Origin of the sequence: Croceicoccus sp. Ery5 (assembly GCF_020985325.1) — a bacterium.
Classification (GTDB): Bacteria; Pseudomonadota; Alphaproteobacteria; order Sphingomonadales; family Sphingomonadaceae; genus Croceicoccus.
The window spans coordinates 1,253,712-1,279,935 of record NZ_CP087587.1; the positions used below are offsets into that span (position 1 = coordinate 1,253,712).

The window sequence follows — 26,224 nt, forward strand, 5'->3', positions numbered from 1 at the left end:
TTCGATGCCCGACGCCCTTATTGCCTGGTTTGAGGATATTGGACGCGGCGACGTCGCCATGGTTGGCGGAAAGAATGCTTCGCTCGGTGAGATGGTCGGCGCGCTGTCGAAGCGCGGTATCAGAGTGCCGGGAGGCTTCGCCACAACGGCGCAGGCCTATCGGCACTATATCGCGGCCAACGGCATTGAACCCGAAATGAGGCGCTGGATCGAAGCGCTCGATGCCGGGCGCGCCTCGCTTCAAGTGGCAGGTGCTGCGATCCGGCATGCGTTTCTGGAAGGGGCGTTTCCACCGGAGATCGAGGCGGCCATCGGTGAAGCCTATGACGCTTTGTCTGCGCGCAGCGAACAGGATGCGGTCAGCGTCGCGGTCCGCAGCAGCGCGACAGCGGAGGATCTTCCCGAAGCGAGCTTCGCCGGGCAGCAAGAGACCTTTCTCAATGTCACCGGGAAGCGCGCACTTCTCGATGCCTGCAGGCGCTGCTTTGCCTCGCTCTTTACCGACCGGGCGATCAGCTACCGTCAGGCACAGGGTTTCGACCATATGGATGTTGCCCTGTCGATCGGAGTGCAGCGCATGGTGCGCTCGGATCTCGCTGGATCGGGGGTCATGTTTTCAGTCGATACCGAAACGGGTTTCCCCGACGTGATCGTGATAAGTGCCGCCTGGGGGCTTGGGGAGACTGTCGTCCAGGGCTCGGTCGATCCTGACACCTACCGTGTCTTCAAACCCTTTCTCGAACGTACAGATACGGTTCCGCTTATCGAGCGCAGTCTTGGGGCCAAGGAGCGCAAGATGATCTATGCGACCGGCGGCAGCGTCAGGACGTTGACCAAGAGAACCACGCGCCGCGAACGCGAGACCTTCGTCCTCTCCGATGACGAGGTACTTGAGCTGGCGCGCTGCGCCAAGACCATCGAAAAGCATTATGGTCGCGCGATGGACATGGAGTGGGCGAAAGATGGTGCAACCGGCGAACTCTTCATCGTCCAGGCCCGCCCGGAAACGGTTCAGGCGGGCAAGGCAGCGGGAAGACTGACTACCTACAGGTTGAAACAGCGCGCCGAACCGCTGCTTACGGGCGCGGCGGTCGGCGAGGCGATCGCCACCGGGGAGGTTTGCGCGATCCGGGACGCCTCGCAGATCGAGGCTTTTCGAGATGGTGCAATCCTTGTGACAGGCATGACCGATCCGGACTGGGTGCCAATCATGAAGCGCGCAGCGGGTATCATCACTGATCACGGCGGAACTACCAGCCACGCAGCGATCGTCAGCCGCGAACTCGGCGTGCCGGCCATCGTTGGGACACAGACAGCGACGCGCACCCTGCAGGACGGGCAGCCCATCACCCTGTCATGCACGGAAGGCGACCGCGGTGCGGTCTATGAAGGGACGCTCGAGTTCGAAACCATCGAGTTCGACCTGGCGGATCTGCCCGAGACCGAAACCGATGTGATGCTGAATATCGCGAGTCCGGCCGCCGCCATGCGCTGGTGGCGCCTTCCCGCGCGCGGAGTAGGCCTCGCGCGGATGGAATTCGTGATCAACCACCTGGTCAAAGTTCACCCGATGGCGCTCGTCGCCCCGGAGAAGGTCACGAGCGAGGATGCCAGGCGCGCGATCGCCGAGCTTACGCGCGGATATGCCGAGCCGGCCGACTATTTCGTCGACACGCTTGCGCTCGGCATAGCAAAGCTCGCAGCTCCGTTTCATCCGCAGCCGGTGATTGTCCGGCTCAGCGACTTCAAGACAAATGAATATGCTCATCTTCTCGGAGGAGAGGCCTTCGAACCCGATGAGGAAAATCCGATGATCGGATGGCGCGGCGCCTCGCGCTATTACAGCCCCGGTTACAAGGCGGGTTTCGCGCTCGAATGCCGCGCCTTACGCCGCGTACGCGAGGAAATTGGTTTTGAAAATGTCGTCATCATGGTGCCATTCTGTCGCACGCTCGCCGAAGCCGATAGAGTTCTCGAAGTGATGGCGGAAAACGGTCTCGAACGGGGCCGAAACGGACTCCAGATCTATATGATGTGCGAGATTCCGGCGAACGTCCTGCTCGCGGAGGAATTTGCGCAGCGCTTTGACGGATTTTCGATCGGTTCCAACGATCTCACCCAGCTCGTGCTCGGGATTGACCGCGATTCCGAGCTTCTCGCCGATCAGTTCGACGAACGCAACGACGCGGTAAAACGGGCGATTGGCGAAGCCATCACCAAGGCGCACCAAGCCGGGATAAAGATCGGCATTTGCGGCCAGGCGCCGAGTGACCATCCCGACTTTGCCGGTTTCTTGGTCGCTTGCGGGATCGACTCCATTTCGCTTAACCCCGACAGTTTTGTTGCCGCAGTCAAGGTGGTCGCTCAAGCCGAGGCCATGTCGGATAAAGGCCGAGCACAACCGGCTGAGGGCTCGCGGATATGAAGGTCGTCATCTTCGAGGCCGAGGAATGGGAGGCGCGGGCGTGCCGTGCGCTCTCCGGCAATCACGAGCTCACTTGTGTCAAGGAACGGCTGACATCTGATAATGCGGCAAGATACAGCGATGCCGAAGTGATCAGCACATTCATCAACTCACGGCTTGATGCAGAAGTCCTGCGCCAGTTCCCCGAGCTGCGGCTGATCGCCACCCGCTCGACCGGCCACGACCACATCGATCTGGCCTGGTGCGCCGCCGAAGACATCGAGATCGCCAACGTTCCCGACTATGGTGATGTTACTGTAGCCGAGCACAGTTTTGCCTTGATGCTGGCGGCAGCGCGGCATCTCGTTCCGGCAGTCGAACGTACACGCCGCGGAAATTTTTCGCAGGATGATCTGCGCGGTATCGAGCTGCGCGGGAAGACCTTGGGCGTCGTCGGGACCGGTCGCATCGGGCGCCGCGCGATCGAGATCGCGCGCGGGTTTGGCATGAATGTCGTAGCCTTCGACGTCGATCCGGATGGCTCTGCGGCAGCAAATCTCGGCTTTACCTATTTGCCTTTCGCCGAACTCCTTTCCCAAGCCGACATCGTCACATTGCATCTGCCGGCAACCCCTCAGACCCAGGATCTCCTGTCCGATGCCGAGTTCGCTGCCATGAAGACCGGCGCGCTCCTGATCAATACGGCGCGCGGCAACATCGTCAGCGTTCCCGCTCTGGTGCGCGCGCTGGCGGAGGGGAAACTTCGCGCCGCTGGTCTCGATGTGCTCCCGCAGGAGCCGCTCGTCCGCGAAGAAGCAGAAGTGTTCCGCGGACCGCCGCTTGAGAAGGAGAATTTGGAGGCCCTCGTGGCCAATCATGTGCTCCTGCGCTTTCCGAACGTCATCGTGACCCCGCATGTCGCCTATAACACGCATGAGGCGGTCGCGCGCATCATCGAGACGACAATCGAGAATATCGAAGCCTTTGCAATGGGTTCGCCGCAGAACCTCATTGTTTAGGGGGTCAGTCGCTCGGTGTGCGGGCGGCGAATTCTGCCGCTTCGCGCGCCATTCGCTCCTCGATTCCGCCACCCCAGCCATTCTCCAGCGATGCCAGGCGCTCCATGGCCTGGCCTTTGTCAAACAGATAGAGCAGCGTGTCGCTTGCGATGGGATAGGCCGCTCCAGAGCCTCCGCCATGTTCGATTACCACCGCCAGCGCATAGCGGGGCCGGTCTGTCGGCGCATAACCAATGAACAATCCATGATCGCGCAGCTTCCAAGGGAGAGAGGCATTGGAGCGGACGCCCCGGCGACGTTCGGCCATCGTGATGCGACGAACCTGCGCGGTGCCCGTCTTGCCCGCCAGCTTGATGTTCGCAAGGGGGAGGCGGGCGCGGGTTGCGGTGCCCCGGCCATTGACAACATCCTCCATTCCCTGGCGGACGATCGCAAGCATTCGGGGGTCAATTCCGAGCGGGGCGGCAGGCGCCACCTTTGCGGCTAGTAGCTTGGGATGGGTTTTCTCACCGGCGGCAAGCCGCGCCGTCATGACCGCAAGCTGCAGCGGGTTGGCGAGCAGATAGCCTTGCCCGATTGTCGCATTGACAGTGTCATAGGCTTCCCAAGGCTCGTTGTATCGACGCCGCTTCCAGGCCGGATCGGGGACAGTCCCATAATACTGATAGGGAACCGGCAGGCCTGAAAACCGCTCGCCAAGCCCAAAACGTCTGGCCATGTCGGCAATTGGCTGAATGCCCACCCGAATGCCCATGACATAGAAGTATATGTCACAGCTTTCTGCGATTGCCCGGTTCATGTCGACTACACCGTGGCCACTACGGCGCCAGCAATGGAACGTGCCGCCGGCAATGTTGATCCGGCCGGTACAAAGGACGGTTTCGTCTGGGTCGATGTTCTCATGCAACAAAGCCAGGGCCGTGATCGGCTTGATGGTCGATCCGGGCGGATAAAGACCCTGGAGGGTCTTGTTTCTGAGCGGAACGCGTTCGTCTTGCGACAGCATGTCCCATTCGAACTGGCTGATCCCATCCGAAAAGCTGTTCGGATCGTAGGCCGGCATCGAAGCCATAGCGAGAACACCGCCACTGATCACGTCGAGCACCACGACCGAGCCGGACTGGGTTCCAAGCCGACGGGACGCATAGGTTTGAAGCCCGCCATCAATGGTCAATTGTACGCTTTTACCTATAGTGTCGGATCGGACTGCGAGCTCGCGTACGACCTTGCCCGTGGCTGTCACTTCGGCCCGGCGCGCGCCGGGCTTGCCCGTCAAATCCTTCTCGAGCGTCTTCTCGAGCATATCCTTGCCGACTTGCATGCCCGGAACCATTAGCAAGGGATCGCCGGTTTTTTCATACTCCTCGCGGCTAGGGGCCCCGACATAGCCGAGCAAGTGAGCTGTCGCGGCTCCTGCTGGATAGTGCCGCGAAAACCCTCTCATCGGGGATACGCCGGGGAGGTCGGGAAGGCGTACATTTACAGCGGCATATTGGTCCCACTCGACATCGCTCGCAACCCGCACGGGCTGGTGATCCAATGCTTGTGCGAGGTCGCTCCTGAGGCGGTCCGTCTCATCGGCGCTAAGACCCAGCAGCTCGGCAAGCTGCTTCAGGACTCCGTCGGCGTCCTCGAGGCGATCGGGCAGGAGATCGATCATGAAGACCGATTTGTTGCTGGCGAGGGGGACGCCCGTGCGATCAAGCAGCAATCCGCGCCTCGGCGGGATCAGGCTCAGCTGAAGCCGATTGCTCTCGGAGAGCAGTTGCCATTTTTGGTTTTCGGCGATCGCAAGCCAAGCGAGCCGGCCTGCCAACACACCGCCGAGACCGAGCTGCAACGCGCCCAAGATAGCGGCCCGGCGAGAAAACTTCTGCTCCAATATCCTTTTGTTTGTTGGCGGTTTCGCCACAGACTGCTCCTGATTGCAGGGTTCCCGGTTTTGATCGCCCGTCTAGACCGGCTCCTGGTGCGCGCTGGCCTGCCCGGGCGGCACCTCATTCGGATAAACAGACGCATGGCGCGCTTGGTGATTACGAGAACGCCGCCGACGGCGAAGCTCGGAACAAATGGGTGTTGCCTCTCGCCACGAGATGCAGGATCATGTTCATGGGGGCGCAGGCCTCCTCGTCCTCATAGGGATCCGGGCCCTTTCGGCGGTCAGTCTAGGCCTCGTTCAGATTGGCGACTTCGGCCGTGAGGGACCGCTGTGCCTGCTCGACAAGAACACGATGATCGGTCGTAGGTGGGATCGGCGGGAGTATCGAAACGGTAATCGATCCAGGATGCAGCCGCATGCCCTGCCGCCAGAGCCGGCCGGCATCGTGGGCAACGATTACCGCGGGTATCGCCAGATTACGATAGAGCAGTTCCACTCCGCGCTTGAATTCGATGGGGCTTCCCGGCTGCTTGCGTGTGCCTTCGGGGAAAATGAGCACCGAGCGACCCGCCGCTACTTGCGCGCGGCAGGCCGCAAGCATTTCACGCAGCGCCCGCGCGGATTGAGCGCGATCGACCGGGATCATGGGGGAGTGCTTCAGGAACCATCCTATCACCGGCAGCGCCAGAAGCTCACGCTTGGTGACAATCGCCACGTCAGGGAAGAGAACGAGTGCGGCAAACGTTTCCCAGGCCGATTGATGGTTGGCGATGATGAGGACGGGACCCTCGGGCAGGTTAACGCGTCCCCTTTCCGTATAGCGGATTCCTGCCAGCGCAGCGAGGAGACAGAGAAGGCCGCGCGCCCAAATCCGGGTGAGCTGCCGAATGATCCGCGGCGGACGACCTAGAAGAACCAATAGCGGGATCAAGGGCGCAAAAAGGAGAGTCCACACCGCCGCCGACACTGCAAAGGCGAGACTTCGCATAGTGGTGATCAGGCGGCTCATCGGGCTTTCTAGTCTCGGTGCAGAGGATTTCTAAACGGGCTCATTCAAGAGACGGGTCGCCGCAGCTCGGCTTACAGGACGAAGCGCATCAGCGCGTTGTTTCCCGGCCAGAACCTCCCATCATCCGCCGAAACACCAAAGAAATTTGAGGGGCGGGGCCTCTCCCTGCGTATTCCAAGTAGGTGGAACTTCGGTGGGGAAGAACTCATGCTATTATCTTACGCCGCACAATCAGAGGATATTGTTGCCGAAGAGCAGGAGCGTTCCGAACCTTCGAGCCCACAAGAGACGAACAGAGAGATTATTGAGCGGGTTCTTGTTGATGATTATGTCATCATCCGCCGTCTTGCGCTCAAGCGTCTGCGCAACCGTGTCGCGGCGGATGATGTCCTTCAGTCCTTCTGCGTCAAAGCGCTTGAGCGCGCGCACCAGCTGCGCGATGAAAAGGCCGTCCACGGATGGCTGCGGCGTCTCTTCGAAACGACGCTGCTCGACCATTACCGGGCCTCGGCGCGGCTCAACGCCAAAACGACCCCGCTCGAACCCGGCGGTTCACCCTTGGAAGAAATCTTGGGAGAAAGTTTATCGGTCGATGAAAGCGAGGTGGTCGAGGAGGTATTGGCGACGCTTCGGCCAGCCTATACGCAAATCATCCGGCAAATGGACCTGGGACGGGAAGAGCCTTCGGCCATCGCTTCGCGCCTCCACATTTCGCCCAACAATCTCGCCGTAAGGCTCCACCGTGCGCGCGGCGCATTTCGCGATGCTCTGGCCGACACTCCTATTGCTTTGCAAGCTTGAGGAGCCGACGCGCTCGTGTGGGCGGGCAGAGACTTTGTCATGCCTATTCAGTGAGACCGAAACGAGGTCTGCGCTGTAATAGCAGGCGCGCTGCCGCGTCTATGTACATGCATGCGAGCTCTAAGGGTCGAATTGGCGGGACCATTTGGCTGCGTAAAAGCCCGAACCCGCCAAGCTCGTTGCCGCGGCGATGCCTCCAACCCCGCGCCTCGGCAGTGCGGCACGCCGTGATCCTCCCCCCTCCTACGGCGTGCCGCCATTGCCTTCCGACAAGCGGGAGCAAGACCGGTGTCTGATACGCTCGTGCTGTTACTCACGCTGGATTGGCTCGCGCGGTTTGCTATCTTCGCGGTGATCATTTTCAGCCGACCAGAGGTTGGCGCACAGGGCTGGCTGGCGCTGGTTCTCGTCTTCCCCATTCCAGCCATTCTCGTTGTCCTTTGGGCGTTCCGTCCGCTGGCAACGGCGCGCAGGCGTGCCCGTTTTGCTGAAGCGCGCAGGCAGCTCAAGATTGCGCGCCGCCAGATCCTGATGTCGCAGCACTGCTCACCGCCGCAGCTTCCCGCGCATCTTGTTCGGGCAGCGCAGCTCATCGAGCGGGTCAATTTGTTCCCTGCGGTGGGTGGAAACAACATCGAAGCGCTAGCGGATTATCAGGAAGTGATAGACCGTCTCGTGGCCGACATTGGTACTGCCCGGCACCATGTTCATCTCACGACCTACATCTTCTCCGACGATGCTGTGGGCAACCAGATCGTCGCGGCGCTCGTGGCTGCCGCAAGCCGCGGGGTTGAATGCCGAGTTCTGATCGATGCGCTCGGTTCCTATTGGTGGTCCCGCCGTATCATTCGAAAGCTCAGGAGCTGCGGGATAACGGTGCGCCGCGCGCTGCCCGTATCGCTTACGAACATGGAGGCCCTGCGGCCCGATCTGCGCAATCATCGCAAGCTCGCTGTGATCGACGGACGGCTCGGATATATTGGCTCGCAGAACGTCATCAGCGCCGAGCTACCGGGAGGTCAGCGCAGCAAGGAATTCGTGGTGAGGGTCAACGGACCCGTCGTGCTCCAGATGCAGGCGCTCTTTGCCAATGACTGGTTTTTGGAATGCGGCGATCTGTTGAGTGACGGGGCGCTCTTTCCGCATGAACGGTCCGCAGGGGCGGCGCACGCACAATTGGTGGCTGGCGGACCCGAATATCGGCGCTCTGTCATCCGGCTGCTCCTCGATGCGCTGGTGCATACGGTCGAACACCGGCTTGTCATTACGACGCCCTACTTCGTGCCGGACGAAGCGCTCCTGCTCGCGCTCGAAGGGGCCGCCGCCCGCGGTGTCGAGGTCTGCTTGATTCTGCCGAAGAAGGGCGACCATCGTCTGGTCGATCTGGCGCAGCGCTCTTTCTTCGATCGAATGCTGGAAGCGGGCATCGACATACACCTCTATCATCGCGGATTCTTGCACGCCAAGCATGTCAGCGTTGACGATGACCTCGTCCTTGTCGGTTCGATGAACATCGATTTGCGCTCGCTGGAGTTGAACGGAGAAGCCGGCCTCCTGATCTATGATCAGGACACAACCGCGCGCCTGCGCGAAGAGGAGGCACGCAACATTGCGGGGAGTGAGCGCTTGGTTCGCGCCGAATGGAATGCCAGACCTGCGCTTGCCCGCGCTGCGGAAAATGCAGCACGGCTCTTTAGCCCGCTATTATAGGATCAACTTTGCTTTGCACGGCAGACTTCGCGTCGCGCATCTTTGCCAAACACCCCGCCAGGATTTTCACGCGCTGGGAGGAGCGTTTGAATAGCTCCGGGCGGAATTCTCAGGCAGGGGAGGGGTGTTGTACATTGCGTCCAACAATGCGGACCCGAAGCTCGACTGTTTCGCCATTCTTCGGGAGTACAATCGCATTCCCGGCATGAGTTTTGCCATCAACGGTGAGCTCGACGTCGGCGCAGCCAAGCCCTTGCGGATCTTCGACTTTCACTGACACCAACCCGCCACCAACCCGCAGTGTCGCGCTGAAGCCGCCCCAGGTGGGCGGGATACAGGGGTTGACGACAAGCCGGCCATCGGACTGTTGCAACCCCAAGATGCTTCTCGTGGCGAGCTGCCATGCCCAGCCTGCGGCCCCGGTATACCAGCTCCAGCCCCCTCTGCCCGCATGCTGCTCACCCGCAGAAATGTCTCCGGCGACGGCGTAGGGCTCCAGGCGATAATGCTCAGCCTTCGCGTGATCGTCGGAGCGACCGGCAGGGTTTATCATGTTTAAGAGGGCGTAGGCTTTCTCGGGCTCCTTCGCCTGCGCAAAGGCCATGCCCAGCCACGCGGCCGCATGCGAATACTGCCCCCCATTTTCGCGTATCCCGGGAGGGTAGGCCTTTATGTAACCGGGATCGATCAGGCCTTCGTCAAACGCGGGCCAGAGCAGCTTTGCCAACTGGTCCTCCTGCGAAACAAGCAGGTCCCATGCGGACTGGAGGGCCTTGCTCACGCGCTCTTGATCAGCCGAGGCAAAGGCCGCCCATGACTGCGCGATCGAATCGATCCGGCAATCGTCGTTTCTGGCCGAGCCGATGGGCCGCCCGTCATCATCGAAGGCCCGCAAGTACCATGAGCCATCCCAGGCTCTCTCTTCCGCGCGCTGCCTTATCTCGGATGCCCGTTCTTCCCATTCTTTCGCCTCGTGCATCCGACCGGTCCGGCGGCAGATGTCGGCGAAGCCTTGCGCTGTGACCGTGATAAACCATGCCAACCAGACGCTTTCGCCATGGCCCTTCGCGCCGAGGCGGTCCATTCCATCATTCCAGTCCCCGGCGCCGATTAGCGGCAGTCCATGGGCCCCGACTGCCAGAGCGCGGTGCAGTGCGCGCTCGCAGTGCTCGAACAGCGAGCCGCGCCACTCGGTCGCATCGAATTGCGCATATCGATTGGCTTCGTCGGGGGCGAGTTCATCGGCATCGAGGAACGCGACTTCCTCGTCGAGGATATCAAGGTCACCGGTCGTCGTGACATAGATGCCAACAACATAAGGCAACCAGAGCAAATCGTCGGAAAAACGCGTTCGCACGCCGCGATCAGCAGGGGGGTGCCACCAGTGCAGAACATCGCCCTCTACGAATTGATGCTGCGCGCTTTCGAGGATGTGCGCGCGCGCGAGCGCCGGCGCCGTGTGGAGAAGCGCAAGAACGTCCTGCAATTGATCGCGAAAGCCGAAGGCCCCGCTCGACTGATAGAATCCCGTGCGCGCGAGAACACGGGACGACAGCGTCTGGTATAGCAGCCAGCGGTTGACCATGACGTCGAAAGCCGGGTCCGGGGTTGAGACCTGAAGGGCGCCGAGTGTCTCATCCCAGAAATTCTCCAGCGCTGTCATTGCCGTCTCTGCCTCGTCTGGCTCACGCCAGCGCTGGGCGAGTTCCATGGCCGCATGGTGGCCTGGCCCTTGGCCGAGCACGAACAGGATTTCTTCTTCCTCGCCCGGGCCAAGATCGAGGTGTATCTGATAGGCTCCGCATGTATCGCCGCCCGCGCATACGCTGTTGGTTAGACCCCATCGCCGAAGCGCCGCGGGATCCGCCGGGTCCCCACCCCTGCCGATGAATTCGCCGCGGTCGGTCGTGAAGCCGTGCGGTGGGCGGTTTGACGTGAGAAACGCCACCTGTCCGGCAAAATCGCTGTTCCAGCGGTTCGTTGCCGTGATGGTCTGCGTCTCGGTGTCAAAGTCGCAGACTATGTGCGGGCGTGCGATACTGGGAAGAGAGCCGAGCAGCCACTCGGCATAATAGGTTGCGGTTACGCGCCGGTGCCGGTCTTCGCAGTTGCGGATCTGCAGCCGAACGATCTTCACCGATGCATCAAGCGGTACGAACATTGTGAGCTGATGGTCCAAGCCGGCGAACCGTTTTGACCATTTGGTGTAACCCGCGCCATGCCTGACTTCGCAGGCAGCGGCATCGCCAACGGGAGCAGGCGTTATGGTCCATACCTCGCCAGTTTCCTCATCACGCAGGTAGAGTGTTTCGGAGGGACGGTCCGTGACCGGGTCGTTCGACCATGTTGTGAGGCGGTTCTCGCCGCTGTTTATTGCCCAAGTGTACCCCCCGCCGGCTTCGCTTACGAGCGCGCCGAAGTCACGGTTGGCCAGGATGTTGCACCACGGAGCAGGCGTTGCCTGCCCGGGTTCGACGAAGATGACATATTCGCGGCCATCCGCCGTGAACCCACCCAAACCATTGTCGTAGAGAAGGTTCGCTGAACGTTCGAGCGATGTCATCGAGGGATGCTGCGCAGCCCTTGTTGCAGAAAACAGCGGCAAGCGGTTTGGCACAGCGTGCGCTTCTTCCAGCTGGTCCTGCAAACTACCCCGTACGTCGTCGAGGGTGACACGCGCCGTGCTCTCCAGAAGGCGCACCCGATCCGCACCGATCTGGTCCGCGAAAACGATATGCACGCCGCCCTTGCGCCCAAGCAGCTCCGCCATCTGCGCGCGTTGCAGCGCCTCCCTGAGCTGGTCGAGCACCGGTTCGATGTAGGCTGAGCCGGCAAGCTGTAGGATCACCAGATCCACCTCCAGTCCGTGCCGCCGCCACAATCGGTGGGCGGTGAGGAGGACGGGCAGCAGGGTCGTGGTCTCACCGGCAGATCGCAGCAGAAGGATGGGGTGGTCGCCGGACACGCCCATCCCCCACAAATCCGCTTGTCCGAGCCTGTTTTCGTTCTTCGCCGCGCGCGTGCTCGATGCGGCGTTCCCCGGATAGATGAGAGCCGAAGCGAGCTGCTGCAAGATGGGCAGGTGTTCGGCTTCGATGTTCATGTGGGCCAGGGCGCGTGCATTTTCGGCTGCCGTATCGTGGGTCGCCCATTCGACCGAATCGAGAGTCGAATGACGCTCGGCCAGCTCGACGGCGGTTTCGCGCGACGCGGCCGCGACTGTCAGGAAACAGATTTCCCTGGTCTCGAACGGCTCCAGGTCGATGAGGTGTTGAAGAGCCATGACTGGGTCCAAGGTCCACCCTTGGGTGTTCTGCACGGTTTCGGTTGCCCCTGTTGGGGAGCGCAGGTTTTCATGACGCCTGATGAAGGCGCGCCGGTCGGTTTCGAAGCGGGCATTGCGAACCGGTCCCCCGCCATCGACCGCAAAATGAAGGAGCACCGGCGGCGTATCCCGTGGCGCGCGCGCGCGGCGCTCGAACAGCAGGCCACCAAGCGATGGGACATGCTCGCTCTTGATAAACAGTTTGCTGAATGCCGGGTGCCGCTCGTCCTCGAGCGGCTCGCCGAGCACGATCTCGGCGTAGGTCGTCACGCGAAGCTTGCGGTGACGGGAACTCTCGTTGATGAGCCGCAAGCGCCGCACCTCGATGTCGCTTCCCGCAAGAACGCCAATCTCGAGACGCGATGCAACGCCTTGATCGCGCCGGCGAATTACTGCCTGGTGCGCATGGCATGTGACCTCGTACTCTTCCGCTTCGGACCCGGTTGGTTCGAGCGTCGCCGACCATAGCCGTCCGGTGTCTTCATCGGCGATATAGATCCAATAACCGTCCGCATCGTGAGTGGCGTCCGCCACGAAGCGTGTCAGCGCCCGGTGATGCCAGCGCAGTCCGCCGCTACCGCTATCAGAGAGCCACGTCGATAAAGGCCCGTTTCCAAGCAGGAGCATTTGCGGCACGGATGCTTCGCGCCTGGGTTGCCATGACGCAGGCAGAGTGACGGGCGTTCCCCGAACCATGGAAATCGTGCGGTCGGCAAGCCTGTCAATTTCTGGCGGAATCTCGCGTGGCACCCGTTCGCTCAACAACAACATCGTGGGCCGCATTCGTGGATCTTCGGCGAAACGGCTAGCGAACCGGTCTGAGAACAGCGCATTGACGATCGCCGACAGGAGCATGCCTTGGTGGTGTGCCATATAAGCATTAACGGTCTGGGGACCGCTGCCCGGGGAGCGGTCAGGCGTGAAGTCGAGCGCTTCGACCAGGCCATATCGACCGCTGCCGCCCGATCGTGTCAGCAGCCTGAGGTTCGCTACTGCCTTCTTTGGTGCAACTGCCAGTGCAAGCGCAGTTGCGTAAGGCGCGACAACCATGTCCCGCGAGAGGCCCCGTTTCAAGCCAAGTTCGGGAACGCCGAACCCTTGATACCTGTAACGGTGTTCAGGATCGCGAGCGGAATATGCCGATTCCGAGATACCCCAGGGAACGCTCTGGGCTTGCCCGTAGCGCTCCTGGACGTCGACCACCATCCGCTCGCTCTCGCCCAGCAGCGTGCCGGTGTCCGGCTTGAGCAGCAGGCGCGGCATAAGATATTCGAACATCGAGCCGTTCCAGGAGATCAGCATCGCTCCACCCTCGACGCGCCGTAACGGGCGGCCCAGATGGAACCAGTGTTCTGGCGGAACATCGCCTTTTGCGATGGCGAAAAAGCTCGCTAGCCGTGCCTCGGAAGCGAGGAGGTCATAATAATGTGTATCGGGACGTCCCAGACTGACATTGATGCCAATGCGCAGGAGGCGCCGGTGCTCGTCATAGAGCGGCGCAAACTCCATTGAATAGGCCAACTCGATTGCTTGGTCTGCGAGGCTGGACAGTTGGTCAGCCGGGATACCGCCGTTCCCCAGGTCCCGGCACATCGAACGTATCTGGTACTGCAACCGATCGACGAGCACCTCGATGTCGACCAGATGGTTCGGCGCTGCCTTTTCGGACTGCTCGCCCAGACCAAGCGCTGCCTCCATCTCCGGGATCAATACCTCGCAGATATCCTGCAGGCCGGCCATCCAGTGGGCACGGTCTTCCTCGACACCCTCCAGGCGCGACCTTAGCTGGGTGATCCAACGAGGAAGCGCTGCATCCTCAGAGTTTTGCGCGACTTGTTCGATCAGATCGACCACATCGATCAGGCCGCGCCAGCGTTGCTCCTCCATACCTTCCGCACGCCGCGCCTCACGCAAGGAAGCAGCGTAGGCGAGCAGCGCCGCCGCGAGATTGCCGCTGTCCACCGTCGAGACATATCGAGGTTCCAGCGACGCGAGCGTTCTTGTGTCGTACCAATTGTAGAAATGTCCTCGATATCGTTCCAAGCGATCGAGCGTGGCGAAAAGGTTCGCCGTCCGCGCCGCGAGTTCTGCACGGCCGATGTAACCGAGGTCCCAGGCTGCGGCTGTCGATAGCATCAACATGCCGATATTCGTCGGTGACGTGCGCTGCGCGATTTCTGCATGCGGAGCGCCCTGGTAGTTGTCCGGGGGGAGCCAATTGTCTTCCGGGCCAGCGAAGGTCTCGAAGAAGAGCCAGGTCCGCCTCGCCAGGCCCCGCAGGAAGCGCCGGTCATCCTCGGCAAGCGGTTCCGCATCTTCGCGGCGTTCGCGGGCCATCGCCCAAGTAATTTCCGGCGCGGCGATCCAAAGAATGAGCAGCGGAAGGGATGCGGCCAAAGCGTCAGGTTTGATGGCGGCAAGAAGCGCCGCGAGAGCGACCGAAATGGTCGGTCCCAACCACATCTTGCGCCATATGACACCTCGCGCTCGGTTCGAGCGGATGTCGGTGGCGGAGTGCGCGGCGCTTGTCCATTCGAGGAGGTTGCGCCGGCTTGCAAAAAGCCTCCAGAGCGTGACCGCGATCGCACGAACCGACAATATGGCGTCATCGTGCAGATAGACGACGGCCAGAAACCAGCGGCCGGCCTGATCGCGCAATTGCGGCCACAGGCTACGCGATGTCCCACGCCGCCGTCCTGTCGCCAATCCGGTCACCAGATCGGTGAATACTTGACCTGCTGGCATGAAGAAGGCGAGCAGACTCCAGAACCATGCTTGCCCCGGCAAAATAAACCAACCCGAGACCACCAGTAAGATCGTTGCCGGGGCAACCAGGCTACGCCTCAGATTGTCAATAATTTTCCATCGGTCGATGGCGGCGATCGGATTTGGGGATCTTGTGCCATCTGATCGCCTCACCTTGCCTGCCAGCCATGGCAGGAGCTGCCAGTCCCCGCGGATCCAGCGGTGCGCGCGCCGCGCATATTCGAGGTAGTTCCCGGGAAAACTTTCGAACAGGACGATATCGCTGGCCAGACCAACCCGGCCATGGACACCCTCGAAGAGGTCATGGCTGAGAATGGTATTTTCGGGCACGCGCCCGGCAACGCTGCGATGGAAAGCATGGAGGTCGTAAATGCCCTTGCCGACGAAAATTCCAGCACCAAACAGGTCCTGATAGACGTTCGAGACAGCCCGGCTGTAAATGTCGATTGACGTATCGCCGGCAAAAAGTCGTGCGAACAGCGTTCGCGATCCACTCTGGGGCGAAATCTCCACCCGCGGCTGGATGACCGTATAGCCGCCAAGCAGCTTTCCCGTTTCCGGATCGATCCTGGCCTGGTTCAGTGGGTGGGCAAGCGTCCCGACAAGCTTTCGCACAGTGCCGGTAGGCAAGGTGGTGTCTGCATCGAGAGTGATGACGAAGCGAATATTGCGGGGTATTTCGCGCGAGCCGACATGTCGATGGAATGCTCCGCCATCGCCTTCGATGAGCATGTGATTGAGCTGCTCAAGCTTTCCGCGCTTGCGCTCCCATGCGAGCCAGCACCCTTGTGCTTCACAATATTGCCGAGGGCGCATCAGCAGGTGAAATGGCTCGCTTCCCTCGCTGCGATAGCGAGCGTTGAGCGCGAGAATTTCCCTTTCCAGCGCCTGCTCGATTTGCTTGTCCACGGCAATGCTTTCGCTCGCCGCGTCGGCGAGATCGGCCAAAAGCACGACGTCCACCATCGGATCGCCGTTCGAAAGCCAGTGGTTCTCCAGCTTTTCGATCAGGAAAGGCACTTCGTCCTCGCGGGCGATCACGACCGGGACCGCTATCAGCGTCGCGCAGTCCTCCGGCAGCCCGTCACCAAAGTCGAGTTTGAAAAGAGCTCGCGGCGGCAAGAGGCGCGTAATCGACCAATGCAAGAAAGTGATCGCGACAACCGAAGCGGGAATGAGCGACAAGGACAAGCCGGCGAACCATCCCGTCGCGCCTGCGTCAGCGGCGTCGAGATACATCGCTGGCAGCAAAAGGGCCCCGACAAGGAGCCCGATGAGCGAAACGAAGTAGACCGGGCCGGGATGGCGCAAGGCATAGTCCAGAAGGCGGGCCCGAGCCGGGAATACCGCTCCTGTCTGTTGCCGGAATGCCCTGCGCCCATCACCGCTGAGCCAGAATCCGACGTGATGAGATCGGTCGTCAGGCAAAGCGGCGCAGCTTGCTTGGATCGCCTCGAGTGCGACATCGGTCTCGGATAAATCGCCATATTCCGCCAGTTCTTCAACCGCGCGGCGATAGCGATCGCGGCTATCGAAATCCATCTGCCCGTAATATCCGGATGGATCGTTTCGCAAGATCTGTTCTACCGGACTTACGTCGTCGAACAAATCCTCCCACGAGATGGCATCAAGGGTACTGAGATTGGCGATCGCGCGTGCGACCCGTTCATTTGCTTCCAGTGCATGCGCCTCGCCTGCCCATGAGGTGGTCGCGACGGGCACGTCGAGCTGATCGCACAGCAGGGTCGACAAGGTTTCCACGAGGATCTCGACGCAAGCGATGCGAAGCATGGCCGGGAACGCCCAGAGTTCTCCGATGCGGAGCGGCGCCGTGCGCTGATAAGCGATCAGGAACCGGCTCAGGGCCGATGCCGAAACCTGCATTCGGCTCAGTTCGAGAAAACGGTGCGCGAGCACGAAGGCACGCGGGAAGCCAATGGTTTCTTCACCCTCGAGGGCTGGCAGTTTGCTATAGAAGCCGGTTGGCAGATCCTGTTTGATCTGCCTCAGCGCGCGGTGGACCACATAGTCATTGTCGAGCAACCATTCCGCCGCCTTGCTGGCTTCGGCCCCAGCCTTGGCGCATGCCAGGCAAGCCGCACGCAGCCATTCGAGGATGGCATCGGTTCCTCTGCGAGCGGGAATCTCTTGCGCTGCTTGCGCGGATATCCGGTCCTCCTCGGCAAACTGGATTGCAGCATGATCGAGCGCCGAGAAATCGCTATTAATGTCCGACATCAGCTGGCGAATTCAGTTTCCGCAGCGAGGGCCTCGAACATGAAGCCAGAGCGGCCCGGTTTGGCCAATGGAATCCGAAGGTCCGGTTGGACGATGAATGTCGGGCAAGGCGCACTTTTCGCCAGAGCGCCGGCGACACTTCCGTAGGGCGCGCTGGCAAGGTTGGTCTGGCCATGGGAAGCGACCACAACAAGTTCGATTTCGAGGCGGGATGCGATCAGATTGAGCCGCTCGCACGTTTCGCTGTCGGTTCCGAAATACACGGTAGCGTCGATGCCTTGCCGCAGGAGCCTCAACTTCCATGTTTCGAGATAGTTGCGTGCGCGCGCGGAGGTATTGCTCCTATCGGAACCGGCCTGTGTTTCGTGTGAGGGCAATTCGGCGGTTGGAGAAACAATGTGCGCCAGGATCACTTGCGCTTCTAGCGACTGGGCAAGCCTTGTGACAACCGGCAGCACGCTCTCGGAATTGGGCGATCCGTCAAGCGGCACCAGAAGTTTGCGGTACTCGGCCGAACATTTCCTTTCGCGTCCCGAAGGAAGTAGAAGCATGGATGCTGCGCCGCTTTTCAGCAGCCGGTCGGCGGTGGTGCCCAGGCCTGAATGTGGACCTCGCCCGCTATGCCGCGCGAGGACGAGGACCGACCCGCGATGACCCTCCGCCCAGTCTATCAGCCGTTCATGGGCGGTCCCCGGGAGAACAACGGGCAGCACATCCGAGACCGTCTCGCTGGCCTCCCCAATAAGCTCGCCTATGCCGTCGCGGCATTCGGTGAAGCGCAGGTTCCACTCGATCGGGTCGGCAGGAAGAACCCCATGCGGGGCCGTTTCAACGATCTGCGCAAAGCCAAGCTGCAGGCCGAGAGCTTTCGCGATTGCGCGCGCGTGCCGTGCCACTTCGAGGCGATTCATGTCTTCGTCCAGACAAGCAAGAATTTGCGGCGCTTGGCTGGGAAAGCGGGTGCGTTCGTCTCCAACCGGCGACCTCAGCACCGTGCTGGCACGTGATCGGGTATTCGTCGACATGGCAGTACCCTCCGGCATCATCATCGTTTCGCCCAGGCAATCATGCCTGGTGTCCCCGCGAATGGAATTTATGGCACATCGGCCATCAGACGCAGGGAACACCGGCATGGTCTCACCAGCCTCATGCAGGGCAGCGAGACTTCTTCTCGAAAGCCGGCCGATCGGGGAAGGCCGACATATACTTGGACGCCATCGGTGCCGATCAATTACACCCGCACCATTGGTTCGCTCGCGATCTCGCGTTCCAAGATCGAACCGGGATTATCGATCGGTGGAGGCTCTGGCCCGGCGGGGCATCTTGCTCACCAGACGGCGCGCAAGGGTCGATGCGCATTCGCCTCCAAGCGAAGAGGCTCTGCCCTGTCAGGGCTGCTCAATGTGCGCCGGCGGCCCGCCTTGCTGCCGATCAATGTAATTCTCGGGGCGCTGATCGAAGCGCCGCACGCACTGAGCCGAGCAGAAGAAATAAGACCATCCCAAAAATTCGCGGTGGGCCTCGACGGTCTCTAGCGGAATGCTACGCCGGCATACTGGATCGGTCACCTGCATCGTCAGAACGCCGTTCCATGTTCGCACCACACGCATGTGCAGTCCTGATGGTCGCAACTTGGGTCATGTAAGCCCCTGCGCAGGCGACGTTCTGCAGCGGGGAAGAGCAGAGCGTGGAGAGACGATGCCGCATACAGCTTGTGCAGCCTTTCTCCCGTACTGGCTTGCATCAGTTTCGCTGTCACCCAATGGCGTCCTGTCGTTCCGATGCTGTTGAAGACAAAACGATTGACGATGCCCGCCTTCATTCTCGGTAAAAGCAAACGGCGCCACAATTGCTCATAGCTTCGATTTTCGAGGATGCTTTGTGCAGCGAGCGCGCCCGAAGTGATTGAATAGCGTAAACCAAACCCCGCAAGGGCATCCTGGAAACCCGCATGCTCGCCCGCAACCGGATGGCGCCCCTGAACTGCGCTTCTTGGGAGTCGCAGATTTCCATAACCGCCGAAGGCTTGTTGGTTACGCATCACGAGCCCGACTTTCTCCCGGAAGAAATCACAGGTTCGCTCGACAAATTCCTGTTGCCGTTTGAAGCCGCGAAAAAGACACGCTGCGATAGTCCCGCGGCCTTGATGGACCAGGAGATAGGCATAGCCTCGCGGTGTCAAACGGTCGTCGAAGGCAATGTAAGCTCCATCTTCACACTCGGTTTCGAATACATATCCCGAGGCGATGATATCGGCTTTGCGCGGTCCCCCGGCGAGGATCGTTTCTCCCTCGGTTTCGCGAACGCGGCTCCCGAAATGGACCTGCACACCAAGCGCCTCTGCCTGCTTGAGGAGCCCATACTCGAGGCTTTGCACCGATCCGCCGCGCTCAACGAGATAATAGAGTGGGCGGCGCGCTGAAATCTCGTACCGCCGTCCGCGCGCATCGAAACCCGTGCCTGTTCGAACTGGATGGGCCAGGAAGTTGATATCGATCCCCCAGCTTTGGAGTTCGCACAGCGTATCCTCGTCGCAGCTCCAGTTTTCAAGGCCCTGGAAATCGCCGTGAAAGCGCGCCCCGACGTGGCGGTGCCATTCGTGAAGCTCGACATCCCTTCCGCCTTTGGCGAGCACGATCGCCGCGGCGAGACCCGCCGGACCTGCGCCGACCACTGTAACGGCTGCGCTCACTAGGTCAGGTCAGTCGCGAACCGCGCCCCGGCAGGAATGGAGCAAGTTATTGTCACCTCCCTGGCTTGGCGGAGACGAGCGTGCGAAACTTCGGGAAAAACCGGGGAACGCGTGCTGCGTATTGGCGATAGCGCTCGCCGAACCCGGCGAGTGCCTCTCGCTCCTCCCGCAGCGACAGCCGCCAGTACATGAGGAGGAGGATCGGGAACATGGCCAGCGTAAGTATGGTCGGCCACTGAACCAGAAAGCCCAGCATGATGAGGACGAAACCGACATATTGCGGGTGGCGGATGCGAGCATAAGGTCCTTCGGTTGCAAGTGTCCCCCCCTTCTGTGCCTGATAGAGCACGCGCCACGCGGCCGACAAAAGGATGAAACCACCTCCGATCAAACCAAAACTGAGGAGGTGGAACGGACCGAAATGCGGATTGCCGCGCCAGCCAAACAGCATTTCGAGCAAATGACCGGAATCGTGCGCGAACCAGTCAACCGACGGATAATTGCTCTGCAGCCATCCGGACAGGAAGTAGATGGTAAGCGGGAAGCCGTACATCTCGGTGAAAAGCGCCACGAGAAAGGCGCTGAACGCCCCAAAGGAGCGCCAATCGCGGCCCGATTTCGGCTTGAAAAAGCTGAACGCAAAAAGAATGAAGATCGCCGAGTTGAAGGCGACCAATATCCAAAGTCCGTATGCGGAATCGTGCATCGTCAGCGCACTCCTCTATCGTTGCCCGGCCGGTCATTGGCCGCATATCGGGAGGCAGTTTTCTTGGACGCGGTATCGGTTGTCTGGTCATGTGCGCCATGGTGCCCGGACGGTGGTGTATCGGCCGGGCTATGCCCGCCGTGTCCGCCATGCCCACCGTGCATGAAGAGGTGGATGCCCACGCAAAACGCCAGGATCAATCCGAGCAGATAATAGTCACCGGGGATATGGGCCTGATGCTCGAACAGCAGCAGGAACCCGACGGCGAGAAGAAACACGGTCACCGTTATTCCTGCCCGCGTTCCGAAAAAGGGCCGATCCGGACCACTTGTCCCCTTTCGCATAGTTATACCTCCATCGCAAAGCCGCGCTTCAATAGGCGGTGCTTCAGGAAATAGACGCAGAGCCGGCCGCGTTCTTACAGGGAGGCTTTCTTGTGGTGCCCGAAAGCACCCACGCCGGACTTGGAAGTGTAAGTTGATCTCCGACCGCTCGTCTTTGGGAACACAATCATTCAAGACCTGAGAGGCGGTATGACCCAGAGACAACGAGGAAAATCAGCGCGTCACGAACTTGGTCTGCGTGCATTGAAGCCAGCCTTGCGCGCCATCGTGAAGGCTGGTCGACTTACAGTCATCGGTGCTCACGCGACGCGACTGGTCATCGATTCCGGTTCACCAGGACCCTCGGTTGCGATCAAGCTTCATAGCGCTGCGCTGCCGTTCAAGCTTCTCTCGCGCCCCTCGCTTGCGCTCGGCGAGGCCTATATGGATGGGTCCCTCACAGTGGAGGACGGATCCATTCGCGATCTCCTTGCAATTGTTACTTCCGGGCTCGATGCACTTGATGAATTGCCGATCGAACGCCTCCGCGCACCGCTCGCGCGGATAGCCACCCGTCTCACAGGCAACCGCCGCCGTAAAGCGGCCAGAAACGTCGCGCATCACTACGACCTTTCGAACGAGTTCTATGCACTCTTCCTCGACGAAGACTGGCAGTATTCTTGTGCTTATTTTTGCCAAGGTTGCGGCTCTCTCGATGATGCTCAAACCGCAAAGCGGTCTCACATTGTGCAAAAGCTGATGGTGGGTGAAGGCATGAGCGTCCTTGACATTGGCTGTGGCTGGGGCGGCCTCGCGATCGAATTGGCAAAGCAGGGCGCGGCCGAAGTGTTAGGCATCAGCCTTTCGCAAGAGCAACTGACGCTGGCGCGCCAGCGCGCCGAGGAGGCTGGGTTTGCAGAAGAGGCGCGGTTCGATTTCTGCGACTACCGCGACCTTCAGGGTGAATTCGACCGTATCGTTTCCGTCGGGATGTTCGAGCATGTCGGCCCAGCCAGCTACGGGTCCTTTTTCAGAGCCATCGAAGAGCATCTTGCTCCGGATGGGATCGCCGTCGTCCACTCGATCGGGAGAATGGCTCCCCCGGGCGGAAAGGATCCCTGGGTCGACAAGTACATCTTTCCCGGCGGTTACATCCCGTCGCTGTCAGAGACCCTGTCCGTCGTCGAGCGCATGGGCCTGTGGGTTACCGATATCGAGATTCTGAGGCTGCATTATGCGGAAACTCTGGCGCATTGGTACGAGCGCTTTCAATCGCGCCGCGAAAAGGCGCTCGAACTTTTCGACGAGCGCTTCTGCCGGATGTGGGAGTATTATCTCGCCGCCTGCGAGATGATGTTTCGCAATGGCAATCTTATGGTTTTTCAGCTCCAGCTTGCGCACAAGCGGGACGCGGTCCCGCTGACGCGCGAGTATCTTTACGACACGAGGCGCTCAGGGGCTGCAATCGATGCAGGTGCGCCGCTACGACTAGGCTCGGGCTGCAGATGTTCCGAGGGCCGAGGCTTTCAGACCGCTTCTGTGCCGGAGCGGGTGTTGCGATAGGAAACCGTCCGAGTCGGGCAAGAGAAACTGCCGCCTAACTGAGACGACTCGAAGTCAGGATCCGAAATCAATGTGGGCATACGGGGAATACAGCGTGGTGCTGAAACGTCGGCAATTGGGGTGGTAATCGGACATTGTCATTTGCCCTCATATCCCTTTGCCTTTGCTGGCTCAGCACCCATGGCTTAGGTGGCTGCGGGAACTAGCAGGCCATTGGGTTCGTCACCTTGATACAAGTATTCGGGTTTGTTTCAGGTTTACTATGCGAGAACAAAGAATAGTAGTGTATCGCGCTGACTCTTTTTCAGCCCTTAACTTCTCACGCAAAAACAACTCTGATCGTCTTGCTTCTCAATTCTCCGCATCCTGGTCGTCTGGTATGAGTAGCGTTTCTGCGTCGATTGACTGCCATTGAGGTAGCTGACCAAGCCGGGCATTAAAACGAGTATTGAATGTTTCCGGCTCCTCCGAAGTATCGGATAGATCCGGACCATAGATTTGCTGCGCTCTTTTCGGATCATACCCCATGAGTCGCAATAGCGTCGGAAAGATCCTGTAGTGGCTGCCGTTGCCTCGGATTTCCTTTGCTAAAGGCAACACATCCGCTCCAGCGATGTAAACCAATGGGACAGCGCCTTCGCTACCGCCCGGATCCGCGTTGCAATGTGTGGAGAGGCCAGAGCTACCATCCTCACGCAAGTTCTGCCCGTGATCGGATGTGTAGATCAAGGCGCTTGAGGATAAATCTGCTGTCGCTAGAAGTCGGTCGAAGAACGCGCCAACGTTCCAGGCAATCGTGTTCCGGTATGCATTTCGGTATTGGCGCCAGCTTTCGGCAGAACCGTCAAAACCCTCGCGATTTCCCGTATCCGAGACATCCGTGAACTGGCCGCGAGGCAGGGTCGGCCGATAGGTCATATACTCGTCTGGAAACTTGTCATGAACGGGGAAGTGCGCCCCGACCTTGTTAGCCACGATAAAGCTCGGCTCAGGCTTCGATACTTCAATCGCTATCTGCTCTGCGACGCGGGAGTCGCGGGTTAGGACAGGCTCATCATCGAATTGAAAGAAGCGGTCAATCAACGCGACTTCTTCGTCATTCATTCCGTTATGCAGGGCCCCGCCAGTGCGCTGCGCGTCGATGTAAACGGTTTTCATGCCCGCACTTTTCGCAAAAGCCCAAATCGATGGACCAGCGGCAATCCTGTTCCGGTAATTCTCGCGTGTTCCGCCAAATCGCAACGCGAGGTTCGATCCGATGCTGCAGTTGGTAATGCTTGGCACAACGCCAAAATTCGAGATCGTGATACCCGGCCATTGGCGCGATAGGCCGGTTTCGACACCGGAAGGCGAGTTGATATCCAGATAATGGCCTGAAACGCTTTCGTCGATAACAAGAACGATATGATCAACTGGCTCGCTTGTGCGCTGCAAATAGACGCCTTCCCGAATTCGATTGGGCGAAAGTGCGAACTCAATTCCATACAGGCTCGCATATGCGAGAGTCGGATAGCTGGCAGGCAACCCGCGTGCACCTTCTCCGCCACGGAGGAACAGGATGGCCGCGATCGAGGCCACCACTACGTAGGGGACCGGAGCAAGCCAGTTGGGCAGCGCCAGCCGTCCGCGCGCGGGCAAGCCAATGCCCAAAAGAAGCAGCAGCGAGAGCGCAGCAGACCACCACAATTTGCCGCCGTATTGGGCATAGGCATCGTCTACGAAGGCTCTTGAATTGAGCAGATTGATGAACGCGTCATAGGTGAGGAATTGCCCGGTTACTTGACCGAAGCCGGTAAACAAAAGAGCGGCCGCAGCGAAGACTACCGCTCCTGACCAGCGGATCGCAGCAGAAGAAATGCAGGCAGCGGCGCAGATCCCAAAACTCGTCCAGCCAAGCAGCGCGAAATAGGCGGCCAATGCAGTTGAATCGTCAATGGTTGCAATACGTGCGCCTATATCTGGGACCAAAGCCAGAAGGAACCAAAGTCCCAAACAAATTATCTTCACGAATCTCGACACAGATCAAACCTCACTTGGAAGGCTTTCCGCCATCCGTAGTGCATTGCAAATCCGAGTGCATCTTTCGTAAACTATTCCGAGTTCCAGGGCGATTGACGGCCAGACAGCTCCGAATTGAATAATTCAACCGCAAGTGGTTGCGACTGCTCCTAAGTCGGCCATAGACTGAACTCCAAGTACGGGTGTCCCATCGATCAAGAATCCTAATAACTCAGGTTGTCAGTGGTATCGTCGGGCTTCAATTAACGTCAGCATCGCCGGTTGGGCTCACATCTGCGTTTAGACCATGTCGTGCGCGCTCCGTCCTCGGAGACCTCACCGGCGATCTCCCATCAGGCGAAGCAGGAACAGGAACAGATTGATGAAATCGAGATAGAGCGTCAGGGCGCCCATTACGATGGCCTTGCCGCGAAACTCGGTCTTCCCAACCTGGAAATAGATGTTTCTGATCTTCTGCGTGTCATAGGCAGTCAGGCCCGCGAAGATAAGCACGCCCAGACCGCTGACAATCAGGTCCATCGTCGAGGATTGGAGGAACATATTGACGACCAGGGCAACGAGCAGACCTACAACCCCCATGATCAAAAAGGCGCCCCAGGCCGATAGATCTTTCTTGGTCGTATAGCCCCACAGACTCAGTCCGGCAAAGGCAGAGGCGGCGACGAAAAAGGTCCGGGCGATGCTCACCCCGGTGTAGGCGAGGAAAACGGTCGATAGCGACACGCCCATGAGTGCCGCATAGCTCCAGAACAGCGTTTTCGCGGTCCTTTCCGAGAAACGATTGACCCCAAAGCCCAAGGCAAAGACAATGGCCAGGGGTGCAAAGATGGCGATCCAGCCCAGCACCGTTGGGGCGCCGGTAGCGGAAAAGAAGATCTCGCGAATGCTGGCGGTATTCGCGACCCAAAGTGCGATGATGCCGGTAAGAAGCAATCCGCTCGTCATGTGATTATAGACGCCGAGCATGTATGATCGCAGCCCCGCGTCAAATGTCCCCGAGGGAACCGATTGTGGGGTAGAGGCGCGATCAAGGCTTGTCGCGGATCGGTGGTCTTCCATAAGTAGAATTCCCTTTCTTGCGCGTATCGGCACCTCGCGGCCCGATCGTTAGTCGTGGGTATAGGCAAAGTGCGCCGTGACGGCGGGGACCCGGTGCAATCTTGGCGGCGTATTCTTGGACGGGGACGATTGCATATGCGGGGGGCGTTCGACCTCGATCCCGATCCGGTATTTGATGCCGCGTTGGAATGTCGTGAAACCACCGAAAGTGAGCGCGCCGGCGACGGTCATGGGTTCCAGACGGATCGTTCGCTGCAAACCACCGGGCTCGGTGATATGGGCCCTGACCTTCGCATCGGTTATCCGGGCGCCCGAAGCCTCGTCGAAAACAGCCGCAACGATATGCATGCTGTGCGAACCGGCGGGGACGCCGCCGTGCATCCTCGCTTCGGGGTGGCTCTTGGCGTGGCCGCGCACTGTCGCGGCAGGCACTACGCCCAGATACATCATCAACCCGTCTGCGGTCCTGACACCATCGACCACCCCTGCGTGACTGTTGGTCGGCGCCATGACCGCTGCGAACATACCTGCCGCTGCAACCAGCGCGATTGCTGACCGAATGTGTTTCGAAATCATATCGGGCTCCATCTGCGTGAAAGGTAAGACGCATGGGGAGAACGGAAATTACATCGCGCGGACGAGCGGCATCGGGACTGCGGGGCCCGCAAAACACGGTATCGCTCTTGCCCGCCTGCGCCATGACGCGCTTGG

16 protein-coding genes are annotated in these 26,224 nt (G+C 60.0%); 5 read left to right on the top strand and 11 right to left on the bottom strand.

Features of this window, described 5'->3' with window-relative positions; genetic code table 11:
• The first annotated feature begins 4 nt into the window (after nucleotides 1–4).
• Both ppsA and LOZ74_RS05895 read left to right on the top strand, forming a co-directional pair.
• Nucleotides 5–2,425, top strand: a complete 2,421-nt coding sequence (ppsA, locus tag LOZ74_RS05890) for a phosphoenolpyruvate synthase (protein WP_230293262.1) — start codon at nucleotides 5–7, stop codon at nucleotides 2,423–2,425.
• Nucleotides 2,422–3,423 (top strand): hydroxyacid dehydrogenase, encoded by a 1,002-nt coding sequence (locus tag LOZ74_RS05895; RefSeq protein ID WP_230293263.1) that lies wholly within the window; start codon nucleotides 2,422–2,424, stop codon nucleotides 3,421–3,423. The genes ppsA and LOZ74_RS05895 overlap by 4 nt, the downstream gene beginning before the upstream one ends.
• Before the next feature lie 4 nt (nucleotides 3,424–3,427).
• Here LOZ74_RS05895 and mrdA read toward each other — a convergent pair whose 3' ends face one another.
• Nucleotides 3,428–5,335 carry a penicillin-binding protein 2 gene (gene mrdA / locus LOZ74_RS05900; protein WP_230293264.1) on the bottom strand — a complete coding sequence of 636 codons (1,908 nt, stop codon included), beginning with the start codon at nucleotides 5,333–5,335 and terminating at the stop codon, nucleotides 3,428–3,430.
• 253 nt (nucleotides 5,336–5,588) lie between these two features.
• Nucleotides 5,589–6,311, bottom strand: a complete 723-nt coding sequence (locus LOZ74_RS05905; RefSeq protein WP_230293265.1) for a 1-acyl-sn-glycerol-3-phosphate acyltransferase — start codon at nucleotides 6,309–6,311, stop codon at nucleotides 5,589–5,591.
• Nucleotides 6,312–6,518: 207 nt separating this feature from the next.
• Between LOZ74_RS05905 and LOZ74_RS05910 the strand changes: the two genes are divergently transcribed.
• Nucleotides 6,519–7,112, top strand: coding sequence for an RNA polymerase sigma factor (locus LOZ74_RS05910; protein WP_230293266.1), 594 nt, complete (start codon nucleotides 6,519–6,521; stop codon nucleotides 7,110–7,112).
• Nucleotides 7,113–7,400: 288 nt separating this feature from the next.
• Nucleotides 7,401–8,822, top strand: a complete 1,422-nt coding sequence (cls, locus tag LOZ74_RS05915; RefSeq protein ID WP_230293267.1) for a cardiolipin synthase — start codon at nucleotides 7,401–7,403, stop codon at nucleotides 8,820–8,822.
• Between the two features lie 109 nt (nucleotides 8,823–8,931).
• On the opposite strand, the gene LOZ74_RS05920 is transcribed toward cls, so the two are convergent.
• The 6 genes from LOZ74_RS05920 to LOZ74_RS05945 all read right to left on the bottom strand — a co-directional run bounded on the left by LOZ74_RS05920 (nucleotide 8,932) and on the right by LOZ74_RS05945 (nucleotide 20,833).
• On the bottom strand, nucleotides 8,932–17,151 hold the full coding sequence (locus LOZ74_RS05920) for a GH36-type glycosyl hydrolase domain-containing protein (RefSeq protein ID WP_230293268.1): 8,220 nt from the start codon (nucleotides 17,149–17,151) through the stop codon (nucleotides 8,932–8,934).
• Entirely contained in the window at nucleotides 17,151–18,176 is a 1,026-nt protein-coding gene (locus tag LOZ74_RS05925) for a universal stress protein (RefSeq protein ID WP_230293269.1), read from the bottom strand. The genes LOZ74_RS05920 and LOZ74_RS05925 overlap by 1 nt, the downstream gene beginning before the upstream one ends.
• A gap of 363 nt (nucleotides 18,177–18,539) precedes the next feature.
• The gene (locus LOZ74_RS18290) at nucleotides 18,540–18,761 is read right to left on the bottom strand and encodes a YHS domain-containing protein (protein WP_370638879.1); all 222 of its coding nucleotides are present in this window, start codon (nucleotides 18,759–18,761) and stop codon (nucleotides 18,540–18,542) included.
• Nucleotides 18,728–19,843: an NAD(P)/FAD-dependent oxidoreductase gene (locus LOZ74_RS05935; protein WP_230293271.1), complete on the bottom strand. Its 1,116-nt coding sequence runs from the start codon at nucleotides 19,841–19,843 to the stop codon at nucleotides 18,728–18,730. The genes LOZ74_RS18290 and LOZ74_RS05935 overlap by 34 nt, the downstream gene beginning before the upstream one ends.
• A gap of 52 nt (nucleotides 19,844–19,895) precedes the next feature.
• The gene (locus tag LOZ74_RS05940) at nucleotides 19,896–20,555 is read right to left on the bottom strand and encodes an isoprenylcysteine carboxylmethyltransferase family protein (protein ID WP_346034099.1); all 660 of its coding nucleotides are present in this window, start codon (nucleotides 20,553–20,555) and stop codon (nucleotides 19,896–19,898) included.
• On the bottom strand, nucleotides 20,552–20,833 hold the full coding sequence (locus LOZ74_RS05945) for a DUF2933 domain-containing protein (protein WP_230293273.1): 282 nt from the start codon (nucleotides 20,831–20,833) through the stop codon (nucleotides 20,552–20,554). The genes LOZ74_RS05940 and LOZ74_RS05945 overlap by 4 nt, the downstream gene beginning before the upstream one ends.
• 249 nt (nucleotides 20,834–21,082) lie before the next feature.
• Between LOZ74_RS05945 and LOZ74_RS05950 the strand changes: the two genes are divergently transcribed.
• Nucleotides 21,083–22,435 carry a cyclopropane-fatty-acyl-phospholipid synthase family protein gene (locus LOZ74_RS05950; RefSeq protein ID WP_230293274.1) on the top strand — a complete coding sequence of 451 codons (1,353 nt, stop codon included), beginning with the start codon at nucleotides 21,083–21,085 and terminating at the stop codon, nucleotides 22,433–22,435.
• A 351-nt stretch (nucleotides 22,436–22,786) separates the two neighbouring features.
• Here the strand turns inward: LOZ74_RS05950 and LOZ74_RS05955 are convergent, their stop codons facing one another.
• The 3 genes from LOZ74_RS05955 to LOZ74_RS05965 form a co-directional block, all read right to left on the bottom strand.
• Entirely contained in the window at nucleotides 22,787–24,352 is a 1,566-nt protein-coding gene (locus tag LOZ74_RS05955; protein WP_219148287.1) for a sulfatase-like hydrolase/transferase, read from the bottom strand.
• 417 nt (nucleotides 24,353–24,769) lie between these two features.
• Entirely contained in the window at nucleotides 24,770–25,513 is a 744-nt protein-coding gene (locus tag LOZ74_RS05960; RefSeq protein ID WP_370638880.1) for a Bax inhibitor-1/YccA family protein, read from the bottom strand.
• 48 nt (nucleotides 25,514–25,561) lie between these two features.
• Complete coding sequence (locus LOZ74_RS05965; RefSeq protein ID WP_230293275.1) at nucleotides 25,562–26,089, bottom strand: hypothetical protein; 528 nt, start codon at nucleotides 26,087–26,089, stop codon at nucleotides 25,562–25,564.
• Nucleotides 26,090–26,224: the final 135 nt, after the last annotated feature.